At 40.6% G+C, this 15,417-nt stretch carries 16 protein-coding genes; 13 read left to right on the top strand and 3 right to left on the bottom strand.

Features of this window, described 5'->3' with window-relative positions; all coding sequences use genetic code 11:
- Nucleotides 1-220: 220 nt before the first annotated feature.
- Together QAP06_RS06635 and QAP06_RS06630 are read left to right on the top strand one after the other, a co-directional pair.
- A complete protein-coding gene (locus QAP06_RS06635) occupies nt 221-1,870 on the top strand; it encodes an L-lactate permease (RefSeq protein ID WP_286465539.1) in 1,650 nt (549 codons plus the stop codon).
- 48 nt (nt 1,871-1,918) lie between these two features.
- Complete coding sequence (locus QAP06_RS06630; RefSeq protein ID WP_286465538.1) at nt 1,919-3,574, top strand: L-lactate permease; 1,656 nt, start codon at nt 1,919-1,921, stop codon at nt 3,572-3,574.
- Nucleotides 3,575-3,597: 23 nt separating this feature from the next.
- Here QAP06_RS06630 and QAP06_RS06625 read toward each other — a convergent pair whose 3' ends face one another.
- Nucleotides 3,598-4,584 carry an adenine-specific DNA glycosylase gene (locus tag QAP06_RS06625; protein WP_286465537.1) on the bottom strand — a complete coding sequence of 329 codons (987 nt, stop codon included), beginning with the start codon at nt 4,582-4,584 and terminating at the stop codon, nt 3,598-3,600.
- Nucleotides 4,585-6,033, bottom strand: coding sequence for a DASS family sodium-coupled anion symporter (locus QAP06_RS06620; RefSeq protein ID WP_286465536.1), 1,449 nt, complete (start codon nt 6,031-6,033; stop codon nt 4,585-4,587).
- 169 nt (nt 6,034-6,202) lie between these two features.
- Between QAP06_RS06620 and ccoN the strand changes: the two genes are divergently transcribed.
- The 8 genes from ccoN (at nt 6,203) to QAP06_RS06580 (ending at nt 11,841) form a co-directional block, all read left to right on the top strand.
- On the top strand, nt 6,203-7,669 hold the full coding sequence (gene ccoN, locus QAP06_RS06615; protein ID WP_286465535.1) for a cytochrome-c oxidase, cbb3-type subunit I: 1,467 nt from the start codon (nt 6,203-6,205) through the stop codon (nt 7,667-7,669).
- 12 nt (nt 7,670-7,681) lie between these two features.
- On the top strand, nt 7,682-8,380 hold the full coding sequence (ccoO, locus tag QAP06_RS06610; protein WP_000490782.1) for a cytochrome-c oxidase, cbb3-type subunit II: 699 nt from the start codon (nt 7,682-7,684) through the stop codon (nt 8,378-8,380).
- Nucleotides 8,381-8,390: 10 nt separating this feature from the next.
- Nucleotides 8,391-8,609: a cytochrome c oxidase, cbb3-type, CcoQ subunit gene (locus QAP06_RS06605; protein WP_001847091.1), complete on the top strand. Its 219-nt coding sequence runs from the start codon at nt 8,391-8,393 to the stop codon at nt 8,607-8,609.
- A 1-nt stretch (nt 8,610) separates the two neighbouring features.
- Complete coding sequence (gene ccoP / locus QAP06_RS06600) at nt 8,611-9,489, top strand: cytochrome-c oxidase, cbb3-type subunit III (RefSeq protein ID WP_078249833.1); 879 nt, start codon at nt 8,611-8,613, stop codon at nt 9,487-9,489.
- Nucleotides 9,490-9,499: 10 nt separating this feature from the next.
- Nucleotides 9,500-9,706, top strand: a complete 207-nt coding sequence (locus tag QAP06_RS06595) for a DUF4006 family protein (protein WP_000670501.1) — start codon at nt 9,500-9,502, stop codon at nt 9,704-9,706.
- A 100-nt stretch (nt 9,707-9,806) separates the two neighbouring features.
- The gene (locus QAP06_RS06590) at nt 9,807-10,391 is read left to right on the top strand and encodes a hypothetical protein (protein ID WP_286465533.1); all 585 of its coding nucleotides are present in this window, start codon (nt 9,807-9,809) and stop codon (nt 10,389-10,391) included.
- Between the two features lie 12 nt (nt 10,392-10,403).
- A complete protein-coding gene (locus QAP06_RS06585) occupies nt 10,404-10,985 on the top strand; it encodes a hypothetical protein (RefSeq protein ID WP_286465532.1) in 582 nt (193 codons plus the stop codon).
- 88 nt (nt 10,986-11,073) lie between these two features.
- The gene (locus QAP06_RS06580) at nt 11,074-11,841 is read left to right on the top strand and encodes a hypothetical protein (RefSeq protein ID WP_286465531.1); all 768 of its coding nucleotides are present in this window, start codon (nt 11,074-11,076) and stop codon (nt 11,839-11,841) included.
- On the opposite strand, the gene QAP06_RS06575 is transcribed toward QAP06_RS06580, so the two are convergent.
- Complete coding sequence (locus QAP06_RS06575) at nt 11,838-12,701, bottom strand: menaquinone biosynthesis family protein (protein WP_286465530.1); 864 nt, start codon at nt 12,699-12,701, stop codon at nt 11,838-11,840. The two genes, QAP06_RS06580 and QAP06_RS06575, sit on opposite strands and share 4 nt — an antisense overlap.
- A 97-nt stretch (nt 12,702-12,798) precedes the next feature.
- Between QAP06_RS06575 and recA the strand changes: the two genes are divergently transcribed.
- Genes recA through QAP06_RS06560 form a run of 3 tightly spaced genes read left to right on the top strand, consistent with a single transcriptional unit; the run spans nt 12,799 to nt 15,402 of the window.
- On the top strand, nt 12,799-13,842 hold the full coding sequence (gene recA, locus QAP06_RS06570; RefSeq protein ID WP_000952103.1) for a recombinase RecA: 1,044 nt from the start codon (nt 12,799-12,801) through the stop codon (nt 13,840-13,842).
- Nucleotides 13,843-13,853: 11 nt separating this feature from the next.
- Nucleotides 13,854-15,134 carry a phosphopyruvate hydratase gene (gene eno / locus QAP06_RS06565; protein WP_220830421.1) on the top strand — a complete coding sequence of 427 codons (1,281 nt, stop codon included), beginning with the start codon at nt 13,854-13,856 and terminating at the stop codon, nt 15,132-15,134.
- Nucleotides 15,127-15,402 (top strand): hypothetical protein, encoded by a 276-nt coding sequence (locus tag QAP06_RS06560; protein WP_001273469.1) that lies wholly within the window; start codon nt 15,127-15,129, stop codon nt 15,400-15,402. Before eno ends, QAP06_RS06560 begins: the two co-directional genes overlap by 8 nt.
- Nucleotides 15,403-15,417: the final 15 nt, after the last annotated feature.

Raw genomic sequence — 15,417 nt, 5'->3', positions numbered from 1 at the left:
AGAAGGCTCCTTAAAATTCCAAATTAAGAGTTTCAAACACAATATGATACTCAAAATTAGTAAGATTGTAACCACAAGTTGATCAACCCACTCGCTCAAACATTGTTACTAAAATAAACCACAAAACCATTAAATTTGACTTAATATTAAATGCTACTTAAAATTAGTTTTTTCTTTTAAGTAAGATAAAAAAGTACTTTTAATTATTCAAGGAAAATTTATGGAATTTTATCAAGTCTATGACCCATTAGGTAATATTTGGCTGAGCGCTTTAGTGGCGCTATCGCCTATTGTGCTCTTTTTTATTTCTCTTATTGTCTTTAAACTTAAAGGGTATAGCGCTGGGTTTTTAAGCTTAGTGCTTTCAATCATTATTGCATTATTTGTGTATAAAATGCCTGCTCAAATGGTGAGCGCGAGTTTTTTCTATGGCTTTCTTTATGGCTTATGGCCGATCGCATGGATTGTGATCGCTGCGATTTTTCTTTACAACCTTTCAGTGAAATCCGGGTATTTTGAGATTTTAAAAGAAAGCATTTTAAGTTTGACGCCGGATCACCGCATTTTAGTGATTTTGATTGGCTTTTGTTTTGGCTCGTTTTTAGAAGGAGCGATCGGCTTTGGAGGCCCGGTAGCGATCACAGCGGCGATTTTAGTCGGCCTTGGGCTAAACCCCTTATACGCTGCCGGATTGTGCCTAATCGCTAACACCGCTCCTGTAGCTTTTGGCGCAGTGGGTATTCCTATTACGGCTATGGCTAGCGTGGTGGGTATCCCTGAGTTAGAGATTTCTCAAATGGTGGGCAGGGTGTTACCCATTTTTTCCATTGGCATTCCTTTTTTCATCGTGTTTTTAATGGATGGTTTTAGAGGGATTAGAGAAACTTTTCCTGCAGTGGCTGTTACCGGGTTTAGTTTCGCTATTGCGCAATTTTTAAGCTCTAATTATCTGGGGCCGCAACTCCCGGATATTATTTCAGCTTTAGTGTCATTGATCGCTACCACTTTATTTTTAAAATTCTGGCAGCCCAAGCGCATTTTCACCAGCAATGGCAAAGAGCCTGCAATCAGCACAGAAAAACACCATATTTGTAAGGTGGTTGTGGCGTGGATGCCTTTTGTGTTGCTCACTATTACGATTATCATATGGACACAACCCTGGTTTAAAGCACTCTTTAAAGAAGGCGGGGCTTTGGCGTTTTCTAGCTTTGCGTTTGAATTTAATTCCATCAGTCAAAAGATTTTTAAAACCGTTCCCATTGTTACTGAAGCGACCAATTTCCCTGTCGTGTTTAAATTCCCTCTGATTCTAACGACAGGCACTTCCATTTTTGTAGCCGCTCTTTTAAGCGTGTTTTTGTTGCGCGTGAAAATCAGCGATGCGATAGGGGTGTTTGGGGCTACTTTAAAAGAAATGCGTTTGCCGATTTTAACCATTGGCGTGGTTTTAGCGTTTGCGTATGTGGCTAATTATAGCGGCATGAGCGCCACGCTCGCTTTAGCGTTAGCGGATACCGGGCATGTTTTCACTTTCTTTTCGCCTGTTGTAGGCTGGCTTGGGGTGTTTTTAACCGGAAGCGATACGAGTTCTAATCTTTTATTTGGCTCTTTGCAAATGCTCATCGCCACACAGCTTGGCTTGCCTGAAGTGCTTTTCTTAGCGGCCAACACTTCCGGGGGCGTTGTGGGTAAAATGATAAGCCCTCAAAGTATCGCTATCGCTTGTGCAGCGGTGGGGTTAGTGGGGAAAGAGAGCGAATTGTTCAGATTTACAGTAAAATACTCTATCGCTTTGGCAATCATTATGGGGATTGTCTTCACTCTTATTGCTTATGTCTTCCCCTTTATTATTCCAGTTACTCCTACTTAATGGAGGGGGTTTGGGGGAGTAAGAGAATATTTTTTAAAGGGATTTTTAGTGTCAGAATTTCATCAAATTTATGACCCTTTGGGTAATATTTGGCTGAGCGCTCTTGTAGCTTTATTGCCGATTTTGTTATTTTTCTTATCTTTAATGGTTTTTAAACTCAAAGGTTATACAGCGGCCTTTTTGAGCGTGGCCTTATCAGCCATTATTGTGGTTTTAGTGTATAAAATGCCTGTTAGCATGGTGGGATCAAGCTTTCTTTATGGCTTCCTCTATGGCTTATGGCCGATCGCATGGATCATCATTGCGGCGATTTTTTTATACAAACTCAGCGTTAAATCCGGCTATTTTGAAATTTTAAAAGAAAGCGTCCAATCCATCACTTTAGATCACCGGATTTTAGTGATTTTGATTGGCTTTTGTTTTGGCTCGTTTTTAGAAGGAGCGATCGGTTTTGGAGGGCCTATTGCTATAACAGCGGCGATTTTAGTGGGCTTAGGGTTAAGCCCCTTATATTCTGCCGGATTGTGCCTAATCGCTAACACCGCTCCTGTAGCTTTTGGCGCAGTGGGTATCCCTATAAGCGCTATGGCGAGCGCGGTAGGGGTGCCAGCGATTTTAATTTCAGCCATGACGGGTAAAATCCTCTTTTTTGTGAGCTTGTTAGTGCCGTTTTTCATTGTGTTTTTAATGGATGGCTTTAAGGGGATTAAAGAGACTTTTCCGGCCGTTTTTATCGCGGCTTTTTCTTTCGCTGGCGCGCAATTTTTAAGCTCTAATTATTTAGGGCCAGAATTGCCCGGTATTATTTCAGCCCTTGTTTCACTCGTTGCAACAGCGCTCTTTTTGAAATTCTGGCAGCCTAAAGTGATTTTTAGAAGCGACGGCAAAGCGGCCTCATTCACTAAGAGTAACCATCATATTTGTAAGGTTTATGTCGCTTGGTCTCCTTTTGTGATTTTGGTTTTAGTGATTGTGTTATGGATACAGCCTTTTTTTAAAGCTTTATTTGAAAAAGACGGCTTGTTAGCTTTTTCTAATTTTTATTTTGAATTCAATAACATCAGTAACCACATCTTTAAAAGCCCACCTTTTGTAGAAGCCAATCAAAGCGTGAGTTTTCCGGTGGTGTTTAAATTTTTCTTAATCAACACGGTTGGCACTTCCATTTTTTTGGCCGCTCTTGTTAGCATGCTCGTTTTAAGGGTGCGAGTGAGCGATGCGCTGAGCGTCTTTGGCGAGACTTTAAAAGAAATGCGTTACCCCATTCTCACCATTGGTTTAGTCTTAAGCTTTGCCTATGTGTCTAATTACAGCGGGATTTCTTCCACTCTAGCCTTAGCGCTCACCCATACGGGTCTGGCTTTTACTTTTTTCTCGCCCTTGATCGGATGGGTAGGCGTGTTTTTAACCGGGAGCGATACGAGTTCTAATCTTTTATTTGGCTCTTTACAGCAACTCACCGCCCAACGATTGCACCTCCCTGAGGTTTTAACCCTAACGGCTAATACCGTGGGTGGCACTTTGGGCAAAATGATAAGCCCTCAAAGCATCGCTATCGCTTGCGCGGCAGTGGGGTTAGCCGGGAAAGAGAGCGATTTATTCAAATTCACGGTTAAATACTCGCTTATTTTTGTAGCGATTATGGGAGTCGTGATCAGCGCGATTGCGTATTTGATCCCTGAAGTGGTGCCTGCGATAAAGTAGAGCCATTTTAGATTTGGAAGGGTTTAACCCCCAAATAAATTTTTTTGTTTTAAAAAATTCAAGATTTTAAGCGTCATAGAGCTTATGGGTAAAGTTTCTAAGTCTTTAAGGCTATAAAAACGAACAGGGTTTTTTAAATCCTTTATTGCAGCTGAATAGAGGTTTAAATTGAGCTTGAATTTAGTGTGGCTGTGTTTGATCGCGCCTAAAAAGGGGAGTTTGCATTCTAAATTTTCTTTTAAGTCAGGGAAATGGTGCATCCCCAAATAGAGTTTTTGCTCTATTTTTTCTAAAGCGATTTGATTATTTTTAATCACAACGCCCAAGTAACGCTCTTCTTGAATGATCTCTTGTTTTTTCTTAAGCGTGTGTTTTTCTAGGTGGTTTTTACCTAAACAATAAGGATTGAAAGGGCAAATCGTGCATTTGGGTTTAGGGGAGCAGATTAAAGCCCCTAGATCAATTAGGGCTTGGTTATGATTAAAGCTTTCATTAGGATTAAGAAAGTCATTCGCCTTAATTTGTAAGTCTTTAGCGTGGGTATTAGGATCTAAACCAAAAAGCCTTAAAAGCACGCGCTTGATATTAGCGTCCACGCATGCGGTTTTTTCCCTAAAACCAAAACACAAGATCGCATTAGCCGTGTATGCACCAATCCCAGGGAGTTTTAACAGGCTTTGATAGTCATTGGGTAATTGTGAGTTATGTTCTTTCACGCAAATTTCAGCGCTTTTTTTTAAATTTTTAGCCCTTGAATAATAACCAAGCCCTCGCCAGAGCAATAAAACCTCTTCTAATTGAGCGTTCGCTAAGTCTTTTAAAGTGGGGAAAGCTTCTAAAAAAGGGGAATAAAAACGCTCAACTACCGTGTTGATTTGGGTTTGTTGGCTCATCACTTCGCTGATATAGACTTCATAAGGAGCGTTAATGCCCTTTAAATTCCTAAAAGGTAAACCTTTGCGCCCACATTCTTCATACCATTTTAAAAGGGCGTTGTGTAAAGTTTCCAACTACAACCACCTATAAGCGATGAATTTGACCCAAGGCACGCACACGCTTAAAAACACGATTAAATACAAAAAGCCAAAAATAAACCCCCATTTCCAAAAATCTTTACTTTGAATATACCCGCTCCCGTAATAAATGGTGGATGGGCCTGTGCCATAGGGGGTTAAAATCCCCATAATCCCTAAAGAAAGCATTAAAAACAAGCTTAGTTCTTGCAAATTGACCCCTTGAAGGTGTGAACCAATCCCTACAAAAAGCGCGAATAACGCGCTCACATGGGCGGTGATGCTAGCGAAAAAATAGTGCGACAGATAAAAGAGGGCTACAATAAATAATACCGCTATTAACGGATCCAAGTTGGCATGCTCTAAAAAATTTTGAGCCGCATTGCCGATAAAATTTAAAAAACCCACATTTTTAAGCCCGCCAGCCATCGTGAGCAGCGATCCAAGCAATAAAAAAATGTTGAACACGCTCTTGTTTTTGATGATGTCTTCATAGCTTACAATCTTACAAAACGCCATTAAAACCATGACGATCAAAGCCGTCGCGCTCGCATGCAAGCCTAAAGGTTTGCCAAAAATCCAACCCAATAAAGCTAGTAAAGTGAGACTGAGCATTAAAATTTCTTTTAAAGAAAACCTCCCCATGCCCTCTAATTCTTTTTTAGCCCACAAACTCACTTCTTTTGAGCCTTTTAAGGTGGGTTTGCAGGTTTTATACGCTAATAAAGGCACAAGCAAGATCAAAACCACCCCACAAGGCAAGAACGCTAAAAACCACGAAAACCATGAGATTTCATTCACCCCCATTTTGGCAGCAATTTCCATTGCTAGGGGGTTAGGAGCGAGCGCGGTTAAAAACATGGACGAAGTGATGCAAGTTGAAGCCAAAGCGACCCACATCAAATACGCGCCGATTTTGTCAGGGTTATTATTTGGAGTCGAACCCATTAAAGGCGGGATAGAAGAAACGATTGGATAGAGTATGCCCCCACTTCTAGCGGAATTGCTAGGGATAAAGGGGGCTAGACACAATTCGCTCAAACCAATCGCATAGCCTAAACCTAAAGGGGTTTGCCCTAAAAACCTAATCAGTAAAAGAGCGATCCGTTTCCCTAACAAGCTTTTTTCATACCCTAAACCCAAAATAAAAGCGACAAACACAAGCCACACCGTTTTATTCGCATACCCGCTCAAACCCCACGAAATAGCCTTATTAGCGCTCGCTACTTTATCACTCGCTCCAATTTTTAACGCCACGCACAACACTAACGCGCTCAATGCCACTAAACCTGGTGGCACCGGCTCTAAAACTAGCCCTATAATCATGCCTATGAAAATACAAAAATAAAGCCATGCGTTAGGGTTTAACCCATCCGGTGCGCCTAAAAAATACAACAGCGTTGCGATAAAAAAAGGGGCAAGGATTGAAAAAATTGGTTTAATCATGTTTAGCCTTTAGCCAAAGATAGTAGTGGTTTGGCTTAAAAATGTTATTCAAATTGGATTAGGTTATTACAATGTTACAGAAAAAGATTAAAAATTAAGCTTTTTGAAAAAGATAAAATTTTATAATTGTGTTTATCTTTGTTGAATTTACTACAGATAGGAGTATTGCATGCAAGAAAATGTGCCTTTGAGTTATGATTATTCCATTAGCAAATTGTTTCTTTATGCGATGGTTGGCTTTGGGATAATAGGCATGTTAATAGGGATTGTGTTAGCCTTTGAATTGTCTTTCCCTAACTTGAATTACATTGCAGGGGAGTATGGTATTTTTGGCCGCTTACGCCCCTTACACACCAATGCAGTGATTTATGGATTCACTCTTGGGGGGATTTGGGCAAGTTGGTATTATATCGGTCAAAGGGTGCTTAAAATCACTTACCACCAACACCCCTTTTTGAAAGTTGTAGGGTTATTGCATTTTTGGCTCTGGATTCTTCTTTTAATTCTAGGGGTTATTAGCTTGTTTGCTGGTCTTACTCAATCTAAAGAATACGCTGAATTGATGTGGCCTTTAGATATTGTTGTGGTTGTGGCATGGGTGCTATGGGGGGTTAATATGTTTGGGAGCATGAGCGTTAGGAGAGAGAATACCATTTATGTGTCTTTATGGTATTACATCGCTACTTATGTGGGTATAGCGGTGATGTATATCTTCAATAACCTTTCTGTCCCCACCTATTTTGTCGCTAATATGGGGAGTGTTTGGCATTCTATTTCTATGTATTCAGGCAGTAATGATGCACTCATTCAATGGTGGTGGGGGCATAATGCGGTCGCTTTTGTCTTTACGAGTGGGGTGATTGGCACGATTTATTATTTCTTGCCTAAAGAGAGCGGCCAGCCTATCTTTTCTTACAAACTCACTTTGTTTTCTTTCTGGAGCTTGATGTTTGTTTATATTTGGGCGGGCGGGCACCATTTGATTTATTCCACCGTGCCTGATTGGGTGCAAACCCTTTCTAGCGTGTTTTCAGTGGTGTTGATCTTGCCTTCGTGGGGGACAGCCATTAACATGCTTTTAACGATGCGAGGCCAGTGGCACCAGCTCAAAGAAAGCCCTTTGATTAAATTCTTGGTTTTAGCTTCAACTTTCTACATGCTTTCCACTTTAGAAGGCTCTATTCAAGCCATTAAGAGCGTGAACGCATTAGCGCATTTTACCGATTGGATTATAGGGCATGTGCATGACGGCGTGCTTGGGTGGGTAGGCTTCACTTTGATTGCGAGCATGTATCACATGACGCCTAGGCTTTTCAAAAGAGAGATTTATTCAGGCAGGCTTGTGGATTTCCAATTTTGGATCATGACTTTAGGGATTGTGCTTTACTTTTCGTCCATGTGGATTGCAGGGATCACGCAAGGGATGATGTGGAGGGATGTGGATCAGTATGGGAATCTCACTTACCAGTTCATTGACACGGTTAAGGTGCTAATCCCTTATTACAATATTAGAGGCGTTGGGGGTCTTATGTATTTTACCGGATTTATTATTTTTGCCTACAATATTTTTATGACAATCACAGCAGGCAAAAAATTAGAGCGTGAGCCCAATTACGCCACGCCTATGGCCAGATAGGGGAGGTTGGAAATGTTTAGTTTTTTAGAGAAAAACCCGTTCTTTTTCACTCTTGCGTTTATTTTTGTGTTTGCGATTGCGGGCTTGGTGGAGATTTTGCCCAACTTCTTTAAATCCGCTCGCCCGATTGAAGGCTTACGGCCTTATACGGTTTTAGAGACAGCGGGGAGGCAAATTTATATCCAAGAAGGTTGCTATCATTGCCATTCCCAACTCATCCGCCCTTTCCAAGCTGAGGTGGATCGATACGGCGCATATAGTTTGAGCGGGGAATATGCGTATGACAGGCCATTTTTGTGGGGTTCTAAAAGGATTGGCCCTGATTTGCACAGGGTGGGGGATTACCGCACAACCGATTGGCATGAAAAGCACATGTTTGATCCTAAAAGCGTTGTGCCGCACAGCATCATGCCCGCTTATAAGCATTTATTCATCAAAAAGAGCGACTTTGACACCGCTTATGCAGAAGCTTTGACGCAAAAAAAGGTTTTTGGCGTGCCTTATGACACCGAAAACGGCGTGAAATTAGGGAGCGTAGAAGAAGCGAAAAAAGCCTATTTAGAAGAAGCTAAAAAAATCACAGCTGATATGAAAGACAAGAGGGTGCTAGAAGCGATTGAGAGAGGTGAAGTGTTAGAAATTGTGGCTTTGATCGCTTATTTGAATAGCTTGGGTAATTCCAGGATCAACGCCAATCAAAACGCTAAATAAGGGGTGAATGATGGATTTAGAAAGTTTGAGAGGTTTTGCGTATGCGTTTTTCACCATTCTTTTTACGCTCTTTTTGTACGCTTATATTTTTAGCATGTATAGAAAGCAAAAAAAGGGTGTCGTGGATTATGAGCGATACGGGTATTTAGCGTTAAATGATGCTTTAGAAGATGAGTTGATTGAACCACGCCATAAAGAAGTTCATGATAAGGGCATAAAGGAAAGTTGAAATGGATTTTTTAAACGACCATATAAATGTTTTTGGCTTGATTGCAGCGCTTGTGATTTTAGTTTTAACCATCTATGAATCCAGTTCGCTCATTAAAGAAATGCGCGACAGCAAATCTCAAGGTGAGCTCATGGAAAATGGGCATTTGATTGATGGGATAGGGGAGTTTGCCAATAATGTGCCTGTAGGTTGGATCGCAAGCTTTATGTGCACGATTGTGTGGGCTTTTTGGTATTTTTTCTTTGGGTATCCGCTGAATAGCTTTTCTCAAATCGGGCAATACAACGAAGAGGTTAAAGCGCACAACCAAAAATTTGAAGCCAAATGGAAGCATTTGGGTCAAAAGGAATTGGTGGATATGGGTCAAGGCATCTTTTTAGTCCATTGTTCGCAATGCCATGGCATCACCGCTGAGGGCTTGCATGGGAGCGCTCAAAATCTGGTGCACTGGGGTAAAGAAGAGGGCATTATGGACACCATTAAGCATGGCTCTAAAGGCATGGATTATCTCGCTGGGGAAATGCCCGCTATGGAATTGGACGAAAAAGACGCTAAAGCGATTGCGAGCTATGTGATGGCAGAAATTTCTAGTGTTAAAAAAACCAAAAACCCTCAACTCATTGATAAAGGTAAGGAGCTGTTTGAAAGCATGGGTTGCACAGGCTGTCATGGCAATGATGGTAAGGGATTGCAAGAAAATCAAGTGTTTGCGGCCGATTTGACCGCTTACGGCACAGAGAATTTTTTGAGAAATATCTTAACGCATGGCAAAAAGGGCAATATAGGGCATATGCCATCATTCAAGTATAAAAACTTTAGCGATTTGCAAGTTAAAGCGTTAGCCGAATTTATCCAATCGCTAAAACCCTTAGAAGATTAAAGGAAAAGAGATGAAATTTTTAAACGGATTAGCAGGGAATTTACTGATTGTGGTTATCTTGTTGTGTGTGGCCGTTTTTTTTACATTCAAAGCGATCCATATCCAAAAAGAGCAAGCCACCAATTATTACCGCTATAAGGATATTAACGCTTTAGAGACAAAAAGCACCCAAAACCGGGCTAATTATGAATTGATCAATCAAGGGAGTAAAAAATGAAATTCACCACTTTAGAAAAAATTTTAGCCTTAATGGTAGTAGCGACCATTTTAATGACGATTGTTATTTCTTTTGTGCCTAACTTGTTTTTGTTTAGCACATGAGGATCTTATGGCTTGTAATAGCCTTTGTTTGTTGTTTGGGGGCTAATGATTATGTTTTGAATAATTCTAAGGGGCGTTTGGTAGAAAAAAGCGTTGCGTTTGTAGAGGGCGTTTCTAAAGAGCTTTATCTTAAAACAGGCGTGCGTTTTGTGATTGATATGACGGATTTTGAAAAAAATCCTATCGCTTTGGCACTCAAAAAGGAACGCCAAAAGTATCAAGAGGGCTTTTTAAAACAGCTCAAACCCCCTTTTGTGGTATTCTTTTTCTACCATGACGCTCAAAAAATAGAATTAGTGGCTAACCCTAAAGATTTGCTAGACACTGATAAAATCTTTTTTGAAAAAATCGCTCCCTTACTCCCCACAAACGCTAAAGAATACACGCCCCAAAGGATTTCAGCCATGCTCATTAACGGCTATTCGGTCGCAGTAGATGCTTTAGCGGAAAAATATCATGTGAATATCGCGCAGAATTTTAACGCTCCTAAGGGAGTAACTTTTGTAAAGGTGATCATTTATATTTTGTTATTGACGCTTTTGGGCGCGTTTTTGGGGCTTTATTTTTTTAAAAAATCTTAAGAGGGAAAATTAATGAAAGAAAAAAACTTTTGGCCTTTAGGGATCATGAGCGTGCTCATTCTTGGGCTTGGGATCGTGGTGTTTTTGGTGGTGTTTGCCCTAAAAAATTCGCCTAAAAACGATTTAGTGTATTTTAAGGGTCATAACGAAGTGGATTTAAACTTTAACGCTATGCTTAAAACTTATGAAAACTTTAAGTCTAATTATCGTTTTTTAGTGGGTTTAAAGCCTCTTGCCGAAAGCCCTAAAACCCCCATTTTGCCCTATTTTTCTAAAGGCACGCATGGGGATAAAAAACTCCAAGAAAACCTTTTAAAAAACGCTTTGATTCTGGAAAAATCCAACACGCTTTATGCACAATTGCAACCGCTCAAACCCGCTTTAGATGCGCCAAATATTCAAGTGTATTTAGCGTTTTATCCCAGCCCATCACAGCCCAGATTGTTAGGAACGCTTGATTGTAAGATCGCATGCGAGCCTTTAAAATTTGATTTGTCAGAGAGCGATAAAATAGGACGCTATAAGATCCTTTTTAAATTTGTTTTTAAAAATAAAGAAGAATTGATTTTAGAGCAATTGGCTTTTTTCAAGTAGCGCGTTTAAAAAATGCCTTTAGCGTTTTTTATTAACGCTCAATCATTAAAAAGCCTGAATTTTCTATCCAAACGGGTATAATAAGACTATGGGTTTTTTAAAAGTTTTTAAACATGACGCCTTGGGGCAAGTAGGGAATGTTGTTGTGGGGAATTTTTTAATAACGCTCACTATTTTAGCGGTTTGTTTTTCCTCTCAAAGCGCTGAAGAAACGACCATGCTCACCCTAAGCTACACGCTCTTTTTTGTCTTGGGGGCGTTTTTACTGATCGCAATCAGTGTGGGAGCGATCAAAAATCTCAACGCGCTTTTTTCTAAAAGGGGGGTTTTAAGCTTTTCTTTACCCGTTAGTTTAGAGTCTTTATTGCTCCCTAAAATCTTGCTCCCTATGGTGTTTTTTATCTTTAGTTTGTTCTGGTTTGTGGTGAGCGTGCGTTTGGGCTATTATCTTTTTAACGCGCAATCTAGCGTGCTGTTTATCTTGCACACCGCTTTAAAAACCTTTGTGTTAAAACCTACTAAAACCATAGGCGTTGCTCTATTTTTAGGGCTTGTTTTAATGAAATTCTTATTTGTTTTGAGCGTTTTAAACGCTGCTAGGATCAAAAAAGCGCGTTTTTTACTAGGGGGGCTGTTATTCATTTTGGTGGGGGTTGTTTTGGAATTAGCGTTTAATTCGTTACTGCCCTTAATGAGTTCCAGTTTAAGCATCAATGAGGGATTTTATTATTTCTTGCAACAACAAGAATTGCAAGAAAATAAATACTACCTTTTATGGGGAGTGGATTTTTTAAAAATCCTTTTATTGTATGGGACGATCCGTTACTTGCTCACGCATAAATTAGAACTAGATTAAGAAAAGCGGTATTGCAAATATTCATCAGTGAGCAAGCAATCTTTAGTCTTTAACAAATTAGCGTAAAACCCATGCTGATAGCCTAATTCAAAAAGCTTGTCTATGGCGAGAATTTGAATCTCGCTTAAGCGCGTTGAAGTTTCGTTCGCATACAAGCTTAAATAAGTTTGTAGCTGCTCTCTATTGACACGAATGAGCGAGCGCTCTAACAACATGCCAGAGAGCAAATTTTGGTGTTTTAAAGCGACTTCAACCGCCTTAATCAAAGCCTTTTTAATCAAAATCGCACGATACAAGGGGATAGAGCGCCTAATCGCCATGCCCCCTAAAGGCAGGGGCAAATCAACTTTAATGAGTTCTTTCCAAACATCCCACAATTCTTTTTCCACTTCTAATTCATTATGGAAATCCAAGATACTTTCATGGATGAGCACGCCCGCATGCACTTTTTCTTCCAAAACCGCTTTTTCAATGTCTAAAAAATTCATGTAAGCGATGCGCGCATGTTTGTAATAGATCTTAAACAAGAGGGCGTTTGTGGTGTGCTCCCCGCTTAATGCGACTCTAAAATCTTTTTTCAATTTCACGCCCTTTTTTTTCACTAATTTAGGCCCATAGCCATTCCCAAAGCTCGTCGCTGTGGGGAGCAGGGCGTAATCGTTCGCAATTTTAGGGTATAGCCCAAAGCTGATTGCACTCACATCATAAGTGTTTTTTAGGGCTTCTTGGTTTAGGGTTTCAATATCAAGGGCGATATTGTGGAATGTTTTATTTTTAATGGGGCAATCTATCCAGCCAAACTTAATCGCATAATACATGAAAATATCATCAGCATCAGGGCTATGAGCGACACTAATCAAAGTAAAATCCTTTTGTGATAGGGTAAGTCCTTTTATTATAATAGATTTTAGGCTAGGATTTGATAGAATAAACAAATCAAATTCAATAAGGTGATTTATGGCAATAGATGAAGACAAACAAAAAGCGATTTCTTTAGCGATCAAACAAATTGATAAGGTTTTTGGTAAGGGGGCGTTGGTGCGCCTTGGGGATAAGCAAGTAGAAAAGATTGACGCTATTTCTACAGGCTCGTTAGGGTTGGATCTGGCTTTAGGGATTGGGGGCGTTCCAAAGGGTAGGATTATTGAAATTTATGGGCCAGAGTCAAGCGGGAAGACCACTCTAAGCTTGCACATTATCGCAGAATGCCAAAAAAATGGCGGCGTGTGCGCATTCATTGACGCTGAGCATGCCCTAGATGTGCATTACGCTAAGAGATTGGGCGTGGATACAGAAAACTTACTCGTTTCCCAACCTGATACAGGCGAGCAAGCTTTAGAGATTTTAGAAACGATCACAAGAAGCGGAGGGATTGATTTAGTGGTGGTGGATTCGGTGGCGGCCCTTACGCCTAAAGCAGAGATTGATGGGGATATGGGCGATCAGCATGTGGGCTTGCAAGCAAGGCTTATGAGCCATGCGCTAAGAAAAATCACCGGTGTTTTGCACAAAATGAACACTACTCTCGTTTTTATTAATCAAATCAGGATGAAGATTGGCATGATGGGTTATGGGAGTCCAGAGACCACAACCGGAGGTAACGCTTTAAAATTCTATGCGAGCGTTAGGATTGATATTAGAAGAATCGCTGCTTTAAAACAAAACGAACAGCATATTGGCAACAGGGCTAAAGCCAAAGTGGTTAAAAATAAAGTCGCTCCGCCCTTTAGAGAAGCGGAATTTGACATCATGTTTGGGGAGGGGATTTCTAAAGAGGGCGAAATCATTGACTATGGCGTGAAATTAGACATTGTGGATAAGAGCGGGGCATGGCTTAGCTACCAGGATAAAAAGCTAGGGCAAGGCAGAGAAAACGCTAAAGCCTTACTCAAAGAAGATAAAGCCTTAGCGAATGAAATCACTCTTAAGATTAAAGAGAGTATTGGCTCTAATGAAGAGATCATGCCCTTACCGGATGAGCCTTTAGAAGAAATGGAATAAAAAGGATTTTGATGCTAACCATTAAAGATATTCATGCTTTAGAAGTGATGGATAGTAGGGGCAATCCTACCATTCAAGCCAGCGTGATTTTAAGCGATAACACTAAGGCGAGTGCGATTGTGCCTAGCGGGGCGAGCACCGGTAAAAGAGAAGCGTTAGAATTAAGGGATAACGACAAAACCCGTTTTTTGGGTAAAGGGGTTTTAAGGGCATGCGAAAATGTCAATAGCGTGATCAAACACCATTTAATAGGGCTTGAAGCGATCAATCAAGCTTTTGTGGATGAGAGGTTAAGGGCTTTAGACGGCACGCCTAATTACGCTAATTTAGGGGCGAACGCTGTTTTGGGCGTTTCTATGGCGTTAGCAAGGGCTAGTGCGAAAGCCTTAAATCTGCCATTATACCGCTATTTAGGGGGGGCTAACGCTTTGACTTTGCCGGTGCCGATGCTCAATATCATCAACGGCGGAACGCATGCGAACAATTCCATAGACTTTCAAGAATACATGATCATGCCTTTAGGGTTTGAGAGTTTTAGAGAAGCCTTAAGAGCGAGCGCGGAAGTCTATCACACGCTTAAAAAACTTTTAGATGGAAAGAATCAGCTCACAAGCGTGGGTGATGAGGGGGGCTTTGCGCCTAATTTTAACAACAATGTAGAACCTCTTGAAGTCATTTCTCAAGCCATTGAAAAAGCCGGCTATAAATTAGGCGAAGAAATCGCGCTCGCTTTAGATGTAGCGAGCAGCGAATTGGTGGATGAAAATTTCAATTACCATTTAAAGGGTGAAAATAAGATTTTAGATTCGCATGAATTGGTGGCTTATTATAAAGAGTTGGTGGCAAAATATCCGATTGTGTCCATTGAAGATGGTTTGAGTGAAGACGATTGGGAGGGTTGGGCGTTTTTAAGCAAGGAATTAGGGCGTCAAATCCAGTTAGTGGGCGATGATTTGTTTGTAACAAATGCCAGTCTCTTGCAAAAAGGCATTGAAAAAAACATTGCGAACGCTATTTTAATCAAACCCAATCAAATCGGCACCATTAGTGAGACTTTAGAGACCATAAGATTAGCCAAACACCATGCCTATCAATGCGTGATGAGCCATAGAAGCGGGGAGAGTGAAGACAGCTTTATCGCTGATTTTGCAGTCGCGCTCAATACGGGAGAAATCAAAACCGGATCCACCGCAAGGAGCGAAAGGATCGCTAAATACAACCGCCTTTTAGAGATTGAACATGAATTAAAAGGGGGGATTTATATCGGTAAAGAGTTGTTTAAGCATGGCTAATGGCCTTTTTGAAAACGATGGAATCAAAGACAACAAAGCGCGAGATTTTTTCTATAGCCATAGCTCCCTTATTGTCTTTTTCCTTTTACTGCTTGGGTTTGGGTATTATTTAGGGAAGTTGCTTTTTGGGGGTTCTTCTTTGGAGGTTTATTTGGATTTAAGAGACAAGCATGAACGATTGCAACAAGAAATCACCGAATTGCAAAGCAAGAATGTGCGCTTGCAAAAGCGTTTGTTTGAGTTGAAGGAATTACGGCCTAGAGATTAGATTTAAGGAATGATT

Source organism: Helicobacter pylori (genome assembly GCF_030323545.1).
Classification (GTDB): Bacteria; Campylobacterota; Campylobacteria; order Campylobacterales; family Helicobacteraceae; genus Helicobacter; species Helicobacter pylori_CO.
Note: the sequence above shows the minus strand (reverse complement) of the source record. Positions and strands in the feature narration are given on the sequence as shown.